This window comes from Afipia felis ATCC 53690 (assembly GCF_000314735.2).
Classification (GTDB): Bacteria; Pseudomonadota; Alphaproteobacteria; order Rhizobiales; family Xanthobacteraceae; genus Afipia; species Afipia felis.
In genome coordinates this window covers 3,951,257-3,967,861 of sequence record NZ_KB375270.1, presented here as the reverse complement: position 1 = coordinate 3,967,861, position 16,605 = coordinate 3,951,257, and the positions used below count along the sequence as shown (strand labels likewise).

The 16,605-nt window shown below is 57.7% G+C and carries 18 protein-coding genes; 11 read left to right on the top strand and 7 right to left on the bottom strand.

All coding sequences use genetic code 11. The features are described from left to right. Position 1 precedes the first annotated feature (1 nt). Positions 2-973 carry an urease accessory protein UreD gene (locus HMPREF9697_RS18935; protein WP_347329686.1) on the bottom strand — a complete coding sequence of 324 codons (972 nt, stop codon included), beginning with the start codon at positions 971-973 and terminating at the stop codon, positions 2-4. A 99-nt stretch (positions 974-1,072) separates the two neighbouring features. On the opposite strand from HMPREF9697_RS18935, the gene HMPREF9697_RS20650 reads away from it, so the two are divergent. Both HMPREF9697_RS20650 and ureG read left to right on the top strand, forming a co-directional pair. Beyond that, a complete protein-coding gene (locus tag HMPREF9697_RS20650) occupies positions 1,073-1,606 on the top strand; it encodes an urease accessory protein UreE (RefSeq protein ID WP_081602567.1) in 534 nt (177 codons plus the stop codon). Positions 1,607-1,634: 28 nt separating this feature from the next. Continuing rightward, on the top strand, positions 1,635-2,270 hold the full coding sequence (gene ureG / locus HMPREF9697_RS18925; protein ID WP_002718867.1) for an urease accessory protein UreG: 636 nt from the start codon (positions 1,635-1,637) through the stop codon (positions 2,268-2,270). Positions 2,271-2,333: 63 nt separating this feature from the next. Here the strand turns inward: ureG and HMPREF9697_RS20645 are convergent, their stop codons facing one another. After that, positions 2,334-2,534, bottom strand: coding sequence for a DUF992 domain-containing protein (locus HMPREF9697_RS20645; RefSeq protein ID WP_347329683.1), 201 nt, complete (start codon positions 2,532-2,534; stop codon positions 2,334-2,336). A gap of 358 nt (positions 2,535-2,892) precedes the next feature. Between HMPREF9697_RS20645 and HMPREF9697_RS18920 the strand changes: the two genes are divergently transcribed. Together HMPREF9697_RS18920 and HMPREF9697_RS18915 are read left to right on the top strand one after the other, a co-directional pair. Next, complete coding sequence (locus HMPREF9697_RS18920) at positions 2,893-3,597, top strand: carbonic anhydrase (RefSeq protein WP_002718865.1); 705 nt, start codon at positions 2,893-2,895, stop codon at positions 3,595-3,597. Between the two features lie 77 nt (positions 3,598-3,674). Then, positions 3,675-4,061, top strand: coding sequence for a PLD nuclease N-terminal domain-containing protein (locus HMPREF9697_RS18915; RefSeq protein ID WP_244597827.1), 387 nt, complete (start codon positions 3,675-3,677; stop codon positions 4,059-4,061). A 143-nt stretch (positions 4,062-4,204) separates the two neighbouring features. Here HMPREF9697_RS18915 and HMPREF9697_RS18910 read toward each other — a convergent pair whose 3' ends face one another. Further along, entirely contained in the window at positions 4,205-5,593 is a 1,389-nt protein-coding gene (locus tag HMPREF9697_RS18910) for a sensor histidine kinase (RefSeq protein ID WP_002718863.1), read from the bottom strand. 489 nt (positions 5,594-6,082) lie between these two features. Here HMPREF9697_RS18910 and ccoN point away from each other — a divergent pair, with 489 nt between their 5' ends. The 7 genes from ccoN (at position 6,083) to ccoS (ending at position 10,970) form a co-directional block, all read left to right on the top strand. Then, positions 6,083-7,735 (top strand): cytochrome-c oxidase, cbb3-type subunit I, encoded by a 1,653-nt coding sequence (ccoN, locus tag HMPREF9697_RS18905; RefSeq protein ID WP_172583907.1) that lies wholly within the window; start codon positions 6,083-6,085, stop codon positions 7,733-7,735. A gap of 11 nt (positions 7,736-7,746) precedes the next feature. After that, a complete protein-coding gene (ccoO, locus tag HMPREF9697_RS18900) occupies positions 7,747-8,484 on the top strand; it encodes a cytochrome-c oxidase, cbb3-type subunit II (RefSeq protein ID WP_040308036.1) in 738 nt (245 codons plus the stop codon). Continuing rightward, positions 8,481-8,672: a cbb3-type cytochrome c oxidase subunit 3 gene (locus HMPREF9697_RS18895; protein WP_002718860.1), complete on the top strand. Its 192-nt coding sequence runs from the start codon at positions 8,481-8,483 to the stop codon at positions 8,670-8,672. Before ccoO ends, HMPREF9697_RS18895 begins: the two co-directional genes overlap by 4 nt. Positions 8,673-8,675: 3 nt before the next feature. Beyond that, complete coding sequence (ccoP, locus tag HMPREF9697_RS18890; protein WP_002718859.1) at positions 8,676-9,557, top strand: cytochrome-c oxidase, cbb3-type subunit III; 882 nt, start codon at positions 8,676-8,678, stop codon at positions 9,555-9,557. Continuing rightward, positions 9,554-9,766, top strand: coding sequence for a hypothetical protein (locus tag HMPREF9697_RS18885; protein WP_002718858.1), 213 nt, complete (start codon positions 9,554-9,556; stop codon positions 9,764-9,766). Before ccoP ends, HMPREF9697_RS18885 begins: the two co-directional genes overlap by 4 nt. A 12-nt stretch (positions 9,767-9,778) precedes the next feature. Next, positions 9,779-10,588 carry a DUF2189 domain-containing protein gene (locus HMPREF9697_RS18880; protein ID WP_002718857.1) on the top strand — a complete coding sequence of 270 codons (810 nt, stop codon included), beginning with the start codon at positions 9,779-9,781 and terminating at the stop codon, positions 10,586-10,588. A gap of 229 nt (positions 10,589-10,817) precedes the next feature. Beyond that, positions 10,818-10,970: a cbb3-type cytochrome oxidase assembly protein CcoS gene (gene ccoS / locus HMPREF9697_RS18875; RefSeq protein WP_002718856.1), complete on the top strand. Its 153-nt coding sequence runs from the start codon at positions 10,818-10,820 to the stop codon at positions 10,968-10,970. Between the two features lie 669 nt (positions 10,971-11,639). Here ccoS and HMPREF9697_RS18865 read toward each other — a convergent pair. The 4 genes from HMPREF9697_RS18865 to HMPREF9697_RS18850 all read right to left on the bottom strand — a co-directional run bounded on the left by HMPREF9697_RS18865 (position 11,640) and on the right by HMPREF9697_RS18850 (position 16,596). After that, positions 11,640-12,203, bottom strand: coding sequence for a hypothetical protein (locus tag HMPREF9697_RS18865; RefSeq protein ID WP_051053958.1), 564 nt, complete (start codon positions 12,201-12,203; stop codon positions 11,640-11,642). 65 nt (positions 12,204-12,268) lie between these two features. Next, on the bottom strand, positions 12,269-12,784 hold the full coding sequence (locus HMPREF9697_RS18860) for a (2Fe-2S)-binding protein (RefSeq protein ID WP_002718853.1): 516 nt from the start codon (positions 12,782-12,784) through the stop codon (positions 12,269-12,271). Further along, positions 12,781-15,555, bottom strand: a complete 2,775-nt coding sequence (locus tag HMPREF9697_RS18855; protein ID WP_002718852.1) for a xanthine dehydrogenase family protein molybdopterin-binding subunit — start codon at positions 15,553-15,555, stop codon at positions 12,781-12,783. Before HMPREF9697_RS18855 ends, HMPREF9697_RS18860 begins: the two co-directional genes overlap by 4 nt. 33 nt (positions 15,556-15,588) lie before the next feature. Continuing rightward, a complete protein-coding gene (locus HMPREF9697_RS18850) occupies positions 15,589-16,596 on the bottom strand; it encodes a polysaccharide deacetylase family protein (RefSeq protein WP_002718851.1) in 1,008 nt (335 codons plus the stop codon). Between the last annotated feature and the right edge of the window lie 9 nt (positions 16,597-16,605).

Genomic DNA, 16,605 nt, shown 5'->3' with positions numbered 1-16,605 from the left:
CTCAGGTTGCCCATATACGCGGCATTGCCGCCGGCTTCCTCTGACCAGCATCGCGCAACACGTTCCAAGCACGCGCGAAAAGCGATTTGCCCTCCGACATGCTTTCACCGAGGTAGCGGCAAACAACACCCTGTTTGAGTTGACTCACCGAAAAGACACGGCCATCGGCTTCTTCGAATTCGGCTCGGGTCCGCTCGGCAGCATTTCCGGCAATAGGTCCGACATACACCATGGTGCCAATAATCGGCCGGCCACCAAATGCGAACAGCGCGCGGCCGAGGTACGAGTCTCCCTGAAGCGAAAGGCGCTCGAACCAGACAGGCCGCCCCCCGATCGACACCTCGACGCGCTGTTGCATCGAGCCGTCCGCAAAGCGTTCACCCGAAGCGGGACGGCCGAAGCTGAAAAAATCCCACCCGACATAGGTCGCATCGACATCCGCGAGCATCACGCGCGTTTCAACGCGGGTGTCCGCGCCATTATAAATGATGGATTCCTGAGGGAGATATTCGCAAACAGCGCCAGCGCCGACATTGATCACGGTGCGCTGCCTGCTCTGATGATCGCTGCGGTAGAACTTGGTGGCACCAGGCGTCGTCAGGACGGCGCGCGCTCCCGATTCAACATGGCAGGTGATCTCTAAACTGTCGCCGCCGGCAACGCCTCCCGGCGGATGCAGGAGATAGACATGGGCTGTACCATCGGATTCAGGATGGAAAGGACGCTGGATGGCAAGCGGACCAACATGACGCCGACGCATCAACCGCGTTTTGCCATCATGACGCTCCAGCCAAAGCTCAAGCTCTGCACGCCAACAATTCGCCTTCAAGGAGCACTCCTTGCCCGTGCGATTGTTATATAGGTGACGGTGTTCCGTAACACCTGCCTGCGGATTGGGTTTAAGCTTAGCTCGACCCCAAATAGCCTGCAACACGAAAACCAGCGAATTGACTTTAGCACTGAGCAGCCGCAACAGCTTGCTTGAGTAAGCCCGTAAGTTACGGCAGATTAACATGCGCGATACGATGTTTCTTTAAAAATTGAATCAGTATCTGGACAGAAAGAGGACGCCATGTTGCGGGCAATCGCTGTTAGAGCTGCATCAAGGACTAAAATTGAGGCACAAACATTTGGCACGGCCGTACTGCAGCACGACGAACGCCATTTGCGGCGCAAGACCATCAACCTGACGAATGGGAATGACGTTCTCGTAGACCTTCCAGATCCCGTGATTCTGATCGCCGGAGATCAGCTGGTGCTCGACAACGGTGCGGTTGTGGGCATCGTCGCCGCTGACGAGCCCCTCTACGAAATCACGGGACGCAATAGCGCTCACCTTGCGGAACTCGCCTGGCATATCGGCAACCGTCATCTGCCTGCTGCAATCGCAACTGACAGAATCCTGATCCTGCGCGATCACGTCATCAAGGCAATGCTGGAGGGCCTTGATGCCAAGGTGCATGAGATCGTCGCACCCTTTAATCCGGTGCGCGGCGCTTATGCAGGCCATGGTCACGAGCACGGCCATGATCATGGTCACGATCACGACCATGCGCACGATCATCACCACAATCACGCCCATTCACATCATCATCACCATGACTGAAGCATAATAGCTTCATGAGGAATTCTTCATGTCGTCGCACAACGGACCTCTTCGGGTCGGCATCGGCGGCCCGGTCGGCTCGGGCAAAACAACACTGACAGAAAAGCTCTGCAAAGCGCTGCGCGGACAACTGTCTATCGCCGTCATCACTAACGACATCTATACGAAGGAGGACGCGCTGATTTTGGCGCGGCATCAGGCACTCTCGGAGGATCGCATTCTGGGGGTCGAGACAGGAGGTTGCCCCCATACGGCTATCCGCGAGGATGCATCCATCAATCTCCAGGCCATCGCCGAGATGAATCGAAAATTTCCGGACCTCGACATTATTTTTATTGAATCGGGCGGCGACAATCTCGCCGCAACATTCTCCCCGGACCTCGCCGATCTGACGCTCTACGTCATTTCAGTGTGTCAGGGCGAGGAGATTCCCCGCAAAGGCGGTCCCGGGATCACGCGCTCGGATTTCCTTGTGATCAACAAGTCCGATCTTGCTCCACATGTGAACGTTGACCTCGATGTCATGCGCAAGGACGCCGAGCGGATGCGCCGCGGCCGTCCGTTTGGGTTCACCGATCTGTCACGAAACGAAGGCCTCCAGACGATCATCGACTTCATTGTCAAAAACGGCGGCGTCGAAATAGATCACCGCTTGCCGGCGTGAGGCTCACTCGATCAACCATCCGATTTTCTCAAGGCTTCCCCATACGGCTCAGCGTCAGACGAGTCACGCCTGCCGCGAGGTTGATTCCAACCTCCGCTCAACGGATAAAGGTTGCAAGGCAATTGTCCACTGAGATCCGCCGATGAGAACGTTGGCGCCCAAGCCCGGACCGAACGAAATATTGCCGCTCGCTTCGACATATGTCCCGCGCAAGGTGGCTGGACCTATGCGCGAGTTCTTAGCGAAAACGACCCAAGTGGACATGCAGCTTCTTGAAAGTCGTATCGGGTCCATCACCGGTTATGGGAGCCGCTGATAGCGCCTCCACTTTACATTCATACCCTGACGACAAATTCCAATGGGCATATTGCCCTACTTTCGCCGGAGCGCGTGAACATCGCGGGTTCAATATCTGACTGACGTCATCTCAATCGTACGAAGCGATACTCTTCGGAATCGTGTCAGCGACGCAGATAGTCCCGACACCTTTAATCAAATCCTCTCGCCAGAATCCGGCGCTTGCTCCCAAGTTCTGATCCATAGTAGCCTTTGAGACACGGCGACGTCTCTCTCCTTCTCTTTTCGTAGACTTGTCACTCGATAGAACTGGAGGATTTACGCCATGTGCAGATCTTGTTTGGCTTCCGGCATCAGTCGCCGTGCGTTTCTACAGACGGGCGCCGCGGCGCTGGCAACAACACCCTTCATCAACATTGCCGAAGCTCAACCTGTCAGAGCGGCCGACACCCCAGACGCGGCGCTGAAACTTCTGGTCGATGGTAATGAACGTTACGTAGCGAACCAGCCGCGCGAACGTGACTTCTCCTCTGGCCGTGCCAGCCGTGCTTCCGGCCAGGCTCCATTCGCCGCAATATTGGGATGCGCCGATTCCCGCATCGCACCCGAACTCGCATTTGATCAGTCGCCGGGCGATCTATTTGTCGTCCGCGTCGCCGGCAATTTCGTAACAACCGAGGGTCTGGCAAGTCTGGAGTTTGGCGCCGCAGTCCTTGGCACCAAACTCATCATGGTGCTCGGCCACAGCAGTTGCGGTGCCGTCAATGCGACAGTCGCAGCACTTCAGAAAGGCAACAAGCTGCCCGGCCACATCGCGGATCTCGCGAGAGCGATGAAGCCAGGCATTGAGCCAGTCGTGAAAAAGCCCGGCGACAATCTTGAGCAACGCGCCGTCGTTGCAAACGTACAGTACAACGTCAAACGCCTCCAGACTGCGACACCCATCTTGTCCGACATGGTTGCGAAGAAGAAAATTCGGGTGGTCGGCGGGGTGTACGACTTGGCAACAGGAAAAGTTACTCTCGTCTAGCCGAAGCTGAAACCATGAACGAGACTGAGCAAGCAACGAAATCTCGGCGATTATGACCATCACCAACGAGAGAGAGGATGAAGATGCTGTTTCAAGGCGGCTTCACATTCACCAATTTCGTGGCAGACGTTTTTGCCGTGTTCATGTTCATCCTTTGGTTTTGGCTGCTTATAACCGTGTCGAGAGACCTTTTTCGTCGCCACGATGTATCCGGTCTTGGCAAAGTACTTTGGGTTATTTTTCTGATCGTACTGCCTTACATCGGCATCTTCGCATACATCCTTACGCAAGGACGAAGCATGGCGGAGCGGGAGCAGGCTCAAGCCAAGGAAGCTCGGGACGAGCTACGCAAATTCGTGGGATTCAGTGCAGCCGATGAGATTGAAAAACTCGATCGGCTCAAATCAACGGGATCTATCTCTGAACAGGAGTATACAAAACTCAGAGCCCGCGTCGTGCAATGATATCGGAGTTGCAACTATTCAATCGAACCTGGCTTTTAAGCTAAAGCATCCCAATGCGCATCGCCAACACGGGAAACTCATATTCGTGTAGGACGGAGACGGTTACCTTTTCCATTCCATTTTCTCAAATGAAATCTGATGCATCACTCGTTTCGATTTGAGAAATCGAACGTCCAATTCACGCCCGTTGGCAGAAATTCCAACTTACTGTGACCATCCAGAGATCGCGGCACGACTTGCTCAATCACCACATGACCGAACCCATGCTTGCGTGGAGGTATCACGGAGGGACCACCCTGTTCAGACCACAAGACACGGACGCGACCATTCTGAGGATCAACGTGCCAGTTAATCAGCACATTTCCAGATGTATTGGATAACGCGCCATGCTTTGACGCATTCGTAGCCAGTTCGTGCAGCGCCAGTCCGAGATTTTGCACCGCATCGGGTCGGAGAATCACCAACGGCCCAGACGCTTTGATACGCCCCGAGTCGATCTCGTTGAACGGCTTCATTTGCGCGGTCACCAAATCATGAAGCGGTGCACCCTGCCAATTATCCCTCACGAGCAGATCGTGGCAATGAGAGAGGGCATCCAACCGACTTACGAAGCACTCTTGATAATGTTGGATATCGTTCGCATAGAGTGCGGTCTGCTTGGCCACCGCTATCACAACCGCAAGAAGGTTCTTTGTGCGATGTGACAGTTCAAGGGCGATAAAACGGATGTGCTCCTCTCGCCGCTTCTGTTCGCTGATATCGACATGAGTACCAATCCAGCGATAGACCTCGCCGGATACATCGCGCAGCGGGATTACCCGAGTGAGGAATGGACGGCACTCACCTTCGCGGCCTCGCAGACCGAGCTCCAACTCTAATGGAACGCCCTCTTTTAGAGCTTGCTGCCATCCCGAGTCCGCTTTCGTCCGTGAGACAGGATCAAGCACGCTGTGCCAATCATATGGCTCGCTTTCTATCGAGGGCAATCCAGTGTATTCATACCAGCGGCTATTGAACCAGAAGATATGACCGGCTGCATCTGCCATCCAGACGAGCTGTGGGATTAAATTCGACAGTGAATAGAATTGCTGCTCTCTTTCGCGTAGCTTCGTCTCAGCTAGCTGGCGCCCGGTAATCTCTTCGGCCGCGACATTCACTCCGACAATGTCGCCTTGAAGACCTCGAACCGGATGCCAGTACGTGGTCCACGTACGATGCTCGTTTTCCCCTGGACGTTGGCCACTGACCTCAACACCTGTGACCGGATTCCCGGTTGTCACGATTGATCGCACGATTCCTTCAATGGAATCCGCCAGCATTGGCACGCATTCGCGCACCGTCCGACCCAGGTGCCCTTCGATTGAAATACCGCAGATCTCTGTAAGGCGCTGATTGATCTGCAGATAACGACAGTCCGGCGACAGGAATGCGAGTCCGATTGGTGCCGTATCGTAGATCAGTCGGAGCGCCTCGACGTTTCGCTGCAAGCCGAACTCGCCAGGCCTCCAATCTGCGCGGTCAAACTCCTCCATGCCCGCTCTCCATTTAGTGCCGGGCCTTCCTCAGGTTCATAGTCTATACAACCACTCTCAGAGGTGTCGAGGAGTTGCCCAGCCTAATTGAGGGTACTGCGATTGCCCTATTTGCTGCGAAGGCCGCACCAAGGTGGCCAGTCAGGCGATCACTGTGGTTGGGCGAGACATACGCTCCGAAATAATCGGGGAAGTCCGCATTCACAGCGGAATAGATCAACTGCGCCTGCGCGTAATACTCTCGATAAGGCAACGGCCTGATCGAATTTTATTCAACTTCCTGTATATTTTGCGTTAGCTCAAAAATCGTGCCGCAACGCCAGATAAATTGTCATCACCTTCTTTCATCATTCCGAATGACGGCATGCTGAAACGCTCTAGAATATGTTGCGCACGTCGCGCTCGATTCCTTCCGAAAACGTCGCGACCCTTGAATCCTTTGCCTGCGGCAAGCAGGTATTCGCCGATGCGGGGCAGATAACGATGCGAATGATCGAACAACTCACCAAAGACGAGCGCGAGTCAGGCCTCGTCATTCTGCTTATCATGTTCATCGCCGGCGCGGTGATGACCATTGCAGGCCGAGCCGATCTGTTCAGCGTCCATGGCGCGCTGGTGATGGTCGCGGCACTCGCTGGCATCTTCTGGGTCGGCTCCGGATACTACTCTCCCGAACCTTCTCCCGATCGCTTGAACCAATATTACGATGACCCGAGCAAGGTCGGCATTCTGCTCGCGATGGGCTGGGCCGTGGTCGCGATGTTCGTCGGCGACTGGGTGGCGTGGCTTCTGGTCAATCCCAACCTTACCTTCGATGCCGGATGGTCGAGCTTTGGCCGCCTGCGCCCCGTTCACACCAGCGGCGTGATCTTCGGATTCGGCGGCAACGCGCTGATCGCGACATCGTTCTATGTGATGCAGCGCACCTGCCGTGCGCGCCTTCCCGGCCAGCTCAGCCCGTGGTTTGTTCTTCTCGGCTACAACCTGTTCTGCGTCATCGCCGCGACCGGCTACCTGATGGGCATCACGCAGTCGAAGGAATATGCCGAGCCGGAATGGTATGCCGATATCTGGCTCGTCGTGGTGTGGGTGGTCTACTTCATCCTCTACATGCGCACACTGGCGCATCGCAAGGAACCACACATCTACGTCGCCAACTGGTATTACCTCGCCTTCATCCTGGTCGTGGCGATGCTGCACATCGTCAACAACCTGGCAGTCCCGGTGTCGTGGGCGGGCGTGAAAAGCTACTCTCTGTTCTCTGGCGTGCAGGATGCGATGACCCAGTGGTGGTACGGCCACAACGCCGTCGCCTTCTTCCTCACGTCCGGCTTTCTTGGCATGATGTACTACTATATGCCCAAGCGCGCCGAGCGGCCTATCTACTCCTACCGGATGTCGATCATCAGCTTCTGGGGCATTACCTTCTTCTACATGTGGGCAGGCTCGCACCATCTGCACTACACGGCTCTGCCCCAATGGGTGCAGTCGCTCGGCATGACCTTCTCGCTGATGCTTCTGATTCCGTCCTGGGTGTCCGCAGGCAACGCGCTGATGACGCTCAACGGCGCATGGCACAAGGTCCGCGACGACGCCGTGCTGCGCTTCATGATGGTCGCAGCGGTGTTCTACGGATTGACCACGTTTGAAGGCTCGTTCATGGCGATCCGTCCGGTCAATGCACTGTCGCATTACACCGACTGGACCATCGGCCATGTCCATGCCGGTGCGCTCGGCTGGGTGGCGATGATTACCTTCGGCGCAATTTATGCCTCCGTGCCGTGGCTGTGGAAACGTCCAGCGATGTATTCGGCCCGTCTTGTAGAGGCGCATTTCTGGCTCGCGCTGGCGGGTACCGTTACTTACGTCTTCGCGATGTGGAATTCCGGCATCATTCAGGGCCTGATGTGGCGGACCTATAACGAGAGCGGCACACTCGCCTACTCCTTCGTCGACTCGCTCGTCGCGATGCATCCCTATTACATCGCCCGCGCGATCGGCGGCCTCCTGTTCCTGATCGGCACCGTCATCGGTTGTTACAATATCTGGATGACCATCCGCGCCGTGCCGCATATTGCGACCGAACCCGCTACCGACCATCCCGAGCTTGCAGGCGCGCCTGCGCTGCAGCCGGGGGAGTAAAGCCGATGTCGATGTTTGGATTTCACTATCGCCTCGAGCGCAAGTCGATCGGCCTGGTGCTGATGATCATCGCCGTCGCCAGCGTCGGCGGCCTGTTCGAGATCGCGCCGCTATTCACCATCCACCAGACGGTGGAAGACGCGCCGAACATGCGCGTCTATACGCCGCTCGAACTCGCAGGACGCAACATCTACATCCGCGAGGGCTGCTATGCGTGCCACTCGCAGATGATCCGCACCCTGCGCGACGAGGTGGAGCGTTATGGCCATTACTCGCTCGCAGTTGAATCCAAATATGATCACCCGATGCTGTGGGGATCGAAGCGCACCGGACCCGACCTCGCGCGGATCGGCGGTAAGTATTCCGACGAATGGCAGGTCATCCATCTCAACAACCCGCGCGACGTGGTGCCGGAATCCGTGATGCCGGCCTATGCCTGGCTGTCGCGCACTGAATTGCGGACCGACGATCTAGGCGACCATTTGAAGGCGCAGCGTGCTGTCGGCGTTCCCTACACCGACGACATGATCGCCAATGCCACTGCCGACGCCTACGGGCAGGCTGCGCCGGATTCGAGTGACGCCGACGGCGTGACCAAGCGCTATGGCAAGGACACCAACGTCCGCGCCTTCGATGGCAAACCCAGTCAGTTGACCGAAATGGACGCGCTGGTGGCCTATCTGCAAGTTCTCGGCCGTCTGACCGATATCACCGGGAAGCCGGTCGCGGATGCAGGAGGAACGCCATGAACCTCGATCACGACGTTCTCGTCTGGCTCTCCAAATCGTACGGGTTATTCTACCTGCTGGCGTTTTCGGCCGCCGTCGTCATCTACGTTTATTGGCCCTCGAACAAGAAGAAGTTCGATCGCGCTGGGCGCGCCATTCTCGAAGATAAGGAAGACCGTCCCGCCAACGACAAGACTCCGAAGGACTAGACCATGGGTGACCATTTCATCCGCGACCCCTACACCGGGCATCTTTCCACCGGCCACGAATGGAACGGCATCACCGAGCTGAACACACCGGTACCGCGCGTAATCTATTTCTTCCTGCTCGCGACCGCGCTGTTCTCCCTCGGATACTGGGTGCTGATGCCAACCTGGCCGGTCGGCACCACCTACACCAAGGGATTGCTCGGCGACGACGTCCGCGCCGATGTCACCCAGTCGGTCAAACAGGCCGCACTCGACCGCGCTCACTGGACACAACAAATCGAAAGCAAGAGCTTTGCGGATATCCAGAAAGACCCGCAACTGATGGACGTGGTGCGAGAATCTGGCCGGGCCCTGTTCGGCGACAATTGCGCCGCCTGCCACGGCCGCGACGCCAGGGGCAACAAGGGCTTCCCCAACCTCACCACACAATCGTGGTTGTGGGGCGGAAGCCCGGAGGAGATCGCCCAGACCATCCGCGTCGGTATCAACTCCGCTCATCCGGACAGCCGCAGTTCGCAAATGCCCGCTTTTGGGCGTGACAGCATCCTGCAGCGTCCTGACATCGACAAGGTGGTCGCGTTCGTCCGCAGCCTCTCCCACCCCGGCGACAAAACCATTCCCGCTGACAAGATCGCAGCCGGCAAGGAAGTCTTCGCCGCGAATTGCGTCGCTTGTCACGGCGAGGACGCCAAGGGCAGCCATGAAGCCGGCGCGCCCGACCTGACCGATGCGTTCTGGATTTACGGCGGCGACACCCAGTCGATCACCAACACCGTCTGGGGCGGGCGGCAAGGCCATATGCCGACATGGGAAGGCCGGCTGTCGGACGTCGACCGCAAGATCCTTGCGCTTTACATCACCGACCTGCGGAGTCCGAAGCCATGAGCACCGGCATTTCCCTTGGCCGCCGCGGCCGCCTGACGATGTGGGTGATCGCAACTGCAATCATTCTCATCTTTGCCGCCGCGAACTGGCATTTCGTGCATGTAGCCATAACATCGCAACCGGATTGCGTATCGCATCTGAGGCTTGGCAACGGTAACGCCTCGCACGGCTCTTTCAGCGCCGCGCAATCGTCCTGCACGCCGAAATAAACGGGGGCTGACATGGTTGTCATTCCGGCAGTAGTTCCGCCACTGCCACACGAAAACCGCTGGGCGCGCAATCTGCCGTCCGCAACCGCATTCAAATGGCTCGCGCAGGGCTGGCGGGATTTCCGCACCGTGCCCGGCCCGAGCATTGCCTATGGCATGCTGATCTTTCTCCTGTCGGCAGCGATCATCGATGGTCTGTTCCTGTTTGGCCGGGATTACATCCTGTTTCCGGCACTCGCCGGATTCATGGTGATGGGGCCGCTGCTCGCGATCGGCACCTACGCCAAGAGCCGGCAGATCGCGCACGGCGAACCTGTTAGCCTGACGCGGATGATCTTCGTGCGCCCAGCTGCAGGGCCACAAATCCTGTTCACAGGCGTACTGCTGTGCCTGCTGATGCTGGTCTGGATGCGCGCTGCCGTCATCATCTACGCACTGTTCTTCGGGCTGCTGCCCTTCCCCGGCCTCGACCATGTCGCCGCGATGCTATTCTCCACGCCGATCGGATGGGCGATGTTGATTGTCGGCAGCGCCGTAGGTGCATTGTTCGCCTCCTTCTCTTTCGCCATCAGCGCCTTCTCGATTCCAATGCAGCTCGAGCAACGCGTCGATGCGCTGACCGCGATGGGCACGAGCTTCGCGCTAGTCGGCAAGAACCTGCCAGTCATGCTAACCTGGGGCGCGATTGTACTGGGACTGTTCCTGCTGTCCCTCGCCACCGGCCTGCTCGGCTTGATCGTTGTGTTCCCGGTGCTTGGGCATGGCACCTGGCATGCTTATGAAGCGATGAAAGCTGCTCCGGTTGCCGCGAAGGCGACCTGACCTGAATTACTCAGCGGCGCTGCGCCGCCGGGTCGTGAAAGCCCTTCGCGCCAGTATTCATCGTGAAGGGGGCGTTGGAGAAGCCGATGATGTGTTGCACCTCCGCCGGAGGCATCCGCACTGACGGTGGCGAACGACGTCAACAAGGACGGCGAGGTTCTGATCCAGGCGCGGATTGCTATCCGGGATATGTAACGCACATCTCTCCAACTATCATGGAGCATGCGTGATGGACAATTTCCTGTTTCTCGTTCCCGTCGCACTGCTGCTCGGTCTCGCCGGTCTCGGCGCCTTCATGTGGGCGCTCCGCAACGGGCAATATGACGACCTCAACGGCGCCGCAGAACGCATCCTGCTCGACGACAAGGACGTGCCGCTTTAGGCGGATGCCTAAGCTCATAAATTAGAGTGAGCGAATGGACCTCGAATGATCCTAGAATAGACGCTCGCAGCCAAGACTGTCACCATCATAGCACTTCAGATCACCGTCTTAGGGGCAATAACGACATCGTTTTCGCCCCGGCGATTTAACTGTGCCTCTCGCTCCTCGCCTGCCCTTCGAATCCCAACCTTAAATGAGTGACATACTCTGGCCAGAAATCCCATTTGGTATGGCAGCTAGCGATTCGAAATGGCGAATCTTCGTATGAGTTGTCTCGGTAAAGCGGACGTCAGCGATTGCAGCAGCCCAAATCTCGGTTTCCTTTTTCATCCGAGAGTCATAGCCGTGGAGGTTTTTAAGATGGAACTGCTCATTCCGCCTCGCCACAGAGAGCAATTCTCGGTCCTCCGAAACAATCTCACGACAAATCAAGCCAAAGTCGGCCCGGTAACTTGGAACGGATATCTTCGCATTGAGACAACCAATCAAGAACTGATCGATGTTCTTAAGCAGGAGTTAGACGCTCAACCGCAGTAGGATGTCACATCAACATCACCTGCTCTTCTGGTTGGAAATCTTTCCGCTGCAAAGCGCCCCGTCTCGCGATCAAGCATAAAGCCGTGAGATCGTCGATTCCGCATGCCGCGAACTACGCTACGACCCTCGACTTCACGGGCAAACCGCGCCGGTCCCGATCCATGCCTCGACGAGCGCACGCGCTTCCTTCTGTGTCCCTGGAGCAGGCGTACGACCGAAGCCCGGAGCCCAAGCCCAGCCAACCAGAGTATCTTCCCCGATGTGATGGATAAGATCTTCCAGCTTCAGGCCACCGTTGCGTGCTGGATCCTTGATCTGGACGCAGATCTCACCGATCGTCTTGCCTTCCCACGCCATTTCACGCGGCGCTAGATGCCACTCCGGATGGCCCGGCACACGGCCCGGCTCGAAATTCGCTTTCTGATGACAGATCGGACACCGCATCGCCGCGGCTCCCAGACCATCGGCTCCTCGTTCGACCGGAGGCTGATGAGGACGGCCCAGATCGCCCTGATGGGGTCGATCGCCGGCAGGATGACAATTGACGCAGCGGGGACTCGTGAGAACCTTGCCAAGCTCCGTAAATATTGCTGCCGAGCGCGCCGGTTGATCCGGGATCGAGGAAAAGCTTTCCGGAGAAGCAAGCTCGTTCGATGGAGTCGGGACAACGGCATAGGCCGCCAGCATATACGTCATCAAAACAGCAAGCGCTAAAGCGTACGTTCTTATCCCGGCCGTCATCTCATTCGCTCCGTCAGCCGTTATTTGAGATAGCGGTGCGCTTCAGCCAGAACCACATCTCGCACGGCCTGGTGGTACTTGATGTAACCGGTGCAGCGGCAAAGATGCCCGTCGAATGCCTCGGCAATCGTGTTTTCAAGCTCCGCGCGAGGGACAGGCGCCTTTGCAAGACGCTCCAGCAGCACCTGTCCTTCATTGAGAAATCCTGCGGTGCAATAGCCACATTGAAATGCGAAATGCTCGACGAAGGATTTTTGCAGAGACGAAAGTTGCCCATCTTTTGCGTGGCCTTCGACAGTGCGGATTGCCTTGCCGTTGAATTCGGTGGCAGCGACGATACAGGTCGGGCGCGTGTAACTCGTCCCGTCCGGATCGTCGACGATCACCGCGCAACTCAGGCATTGCGCAGCGCCGCAACCGAACTTGGTACCAGTCATCCCAAGATGCTCACGCAAGAAATCATTCATGGTGAGATCGTCGCGCACCTCTGTCGGGCCATGAGCATGCCCGTTGATCGTCACGGCGAGCATCATCATGTAAGCGCTCCCTTGAGGACGCTTTGGGTAACCGGCAAGGATTGGAATCGATGCCCGGTAGCGTCAAAGATGGCGTTCAGAATCGCGGGAACGACGGGGATCATGACGACCTCCGCCATGCCTTTGGGAGGTTCGTCCGGCGTCAACGGTGGCAGCATTTCGATCTCGAGATCATGCAGCGGCAAATCCGATCCACGCGCCACAAGATACTGGCCGAGATTCCATTGACCATTGCCCGGGCCACCTTCGTATGGAGGCAATGTTTCAAGCAATGCATAACCCACGCCCATCGCAAAGCCGCCCTGCGATTGTCCCAGCACGACTTCCGGCACCAACGCCTGCCCGCACTCGAAAACGCTATAGGCTTTCGCGATACGCAGCACTCCCGTCGCGCGCTTGATTTCCACACGGACAAGCGTTCCGCACATCGAGGTATAGACCGTGCCGATCCGGTTGTTGTCGGTCGGCGGAAATTTGACATGGTTACGATTGAGCCGCTGAAACCGCCCATTACCCTTGCGGATCGCCAGGGCATCTATGTCGCCAGCCCACTGCTCGCCCGATACCGGGAAACGTGCATGTGACCATGCCCATCGTGAAAAACTGTGTGCGATAGCACCGGTCACGAGGTTGCGCGCATGCGCAGCGGCGGCGAGCGACGGTAACGCCAGCGGCCGCACGCCCGGCATCACGAGTTGCCCATCTTTCCAGCTTGCTTTGGACCAGTCTTTCGCTCTCGCATCGTTTGGAGCGATATTCCACATAGCGAGCGCCGCGGGCCACAAGCCGAAACGAAAGATCACGCGAGCAGCCTCGGCCGCAGAATGCGTCCCCACATGCGCGCCAATGGAGGCGCTCGTCGGAGAGCTGATGGCAGGCACCCAGCGCGGATTCTTCGCTGCGATATCCTGCGTCTTCTGGTCCATAGTATAGGCATCGCCAGAAGTTACGAGTTCGAGTGCTGCGTAAGTATCAACGCGCGCGACCGCGACCTCATCCGCGATCCCACCGAGATGGACCGCCACGCGGTTGGCCAGCGCAGTGCCGATACCATTTCCCATCTCGACATGGTCGCAATAGATCGCAATCCGGCCATCCCGGTCGATTTCCACGCGCCCCAGCGAACAGTCCGCGCCGGCGCCGTAGTCCTTGGTAACACAGGCAACCCCGGTACCGACAAGTGTACCATCCCTCTGTGTTCTGGCTTTTTCTTGCGTTCGATCTCGGCAGATCGGATGCTTTTCAAGCTTGTCCAGAATTTCCGTGGTGCGCACCGAGACGCTATACGGATTTCCCGTCATAGTCCGGCCGTTCGGCTTGAGCGCATTGCGTCGCCTGAATTCAATCGGATCAAGCGGCAGCGCTGTCGCGGCCTCATCGATCAACACCTCGAGCGCCGTCATCGTTTGCAACGTGCCATAGCCGCGCATCGATCCGGCAGTCACCCCTCGGCTGTGCCGCGCAACCGTCGTGACATCGACTTTGGGAACATCGTAGATGCCGATTGCGGCCGTGGCTGCAACTGTCGCGACATTGGCCGAAAAATTGGCGAGCCCTCCTCCGTCCAGCACATGGTCAGCTGCGAATGCCGTGATCTTGCCACTCGCGCGATCAATGCCGATCCGGGACCGCATTTTGAAGGGATGACGTTTAATCCCTGCCTGAAATTGCTGATAGCGATCATGCGCAAGCCGGATCGGCCGGTTCGGAAGGAACATCGCCGCAAGAGCGACGTAGAGAATAAAAGGTGTATGATCCCGCCCTCCAAACCCGCCGCCAATATGAGCGAACTGCGCGTTGATGCGAGCCGGTTTGAAAGGGGCGCGCGCTTTCCCCAGCAAATGGGCAATCGACTCGGTCGCCTCATAGGGCGATTGCACACCGAGCAAGAGTTCGAGTTTACTGTTGGCCAAGTCGTACCAGGCGAGCCCGGATTCGGGCTCAAGGAACATGGGGTCGACCGATTGCGTCTCGAATTCCCGGTCCAGCACGAGCATGTCAGGATTTTTAGCTGCAAGCTCGGCGCGGATTTTTTCTCCCAGCATCGCCGCCTTTGCGTAAGCCGTTCGAGGTTGAGCAGCCGACGACCAGACCGGCAGCGCCGAATTCTGGACCCGGCGTGGCATTACCCAGCCTGCTTGCAACGGCGAATAGACGTCAGGAGCATCCGGCGTTGCGCCCGCAACGCGCGTGAAGCGGAATGCGCCATAGTCGGGCGCTCCGACCGGACCTGTTTCCTCAGCGAACTGAACGAATGTGCCGTCGCGCAGCGCAAGCCTCGCCTGGTCGAATGCATCAAATGCTTCAAACAGGAGAAGTGCCACGGGCTGACCGAGATAGAGCGGCGTCTTGCCAATCGGGCAGAACAGATCGCCTGCGTAGAATTCAGGAACGCGAGCCCCTATTTTCTCAAGATCCTGCGCGGTGACGACCACCGTAGGCTTCATCGCGCCGGTCAGACGCGCGAGATCCATGCCGGTATAAACATGGGTGGCATCTGGCGCCCTGATGAGCAGCGCATGGGCTGTTGTCTTGGGCCAGCCGGGAAGATCGGACGCACGGAAGTCAGATGCATAGAGCTTCGCACCCGTCACCTTCGCGAAGCCGTCCACGCGACCCAACCCGTTCGCGGCCGGATTCCAGTTCTGGCGTCCGGGCAATGTTTCATGCGAGGCAAAATCAGCTTCCCGGGCATACCCCAGTGTCGAGAGGCTAAGTGCAATGCCGTTCGCCGTGACCCATTTTACGAACTCGCGCCGCGACAGCGTCATCTTTTCACCCTTGAGCCGTTCTCACGGAGCGCCTTACTTATGCGCATCTGCTGGCTGCTGCGCCATCGCAGTCAGGATCGCGTTCGTATCGGTCAGCCAGACCGTGTCGTTTTCCTTGAGGCGTGTAAGAACGCGCCGCATCATGGCTGCGCCGTCAGGGGTACCGACGACGAAAGGATGGATACCGATCACGACGGCCGTCGCCGGACGGGCAGGATCGGTACGTCCCTCGCGTGCAAGCTCAAGCACATAATCGAGCCAAAGCTGTTCGATCTCCACCGGAGACTTCGCGCGCGCCAGAAATTGCCCCATGTCAACGGTGACAACCGGATACGGCAACAGCATCAAAGGACCACTCGGAGTCTTTAGTCGCGAAATGACATCGGAATCCATTTGATCGAGCGTATATGAAATTCCTTCTGCGGCAGTCGCCTGCATTGTATCGGCGTTGGAATATACGCTCGGAGATGACCAACCGACGGGTCTGACTCCCGTGGTGTTCGCGATCAGGTCGAGGGTTTGGTGGATATAGGCTTTCTGCTCGGCAAGCCCGCGACCGAGCGGCAGCATATGACTGGTGTTATTCATGCCGTGAGCCACGATCGGCGCGTTCGGCTGTGAGGCGCGAAGTTCTTTCCATACCGAAGGATGCGCGCCGACGAACTCCGCATTCAGCACGATGGTGAGTGGGACACCGAGATCCTTGAACGTTCGGCCGACTCGGGCGATGCCATAGTCGATCGCATATTGCCGAAAGGCCTCATTCACGAGGTCGGGGTTACGGCTCGCGAGATCGGGCCGAAAAACCGGACCCTGGCCGAAGCCGAATTCCTCGACGAACAGAGCAAAGCTGACAGCAACCTTTTTCCCCGCGGGCCAGTGCACAACCGGGATGGGTTCGCGCGGAAAGCCGGTGACGCTGTCGATCGCATCCTGCGCGCCTGCGATTGAAGGCAGGTATGCAACGAGCAAAAATGTCACTCCGGCGATGAAGCCGGCCACCCGAACGATCGACCTCCCAAAATCGCGCTGCGGTCGCATGCGTCCATC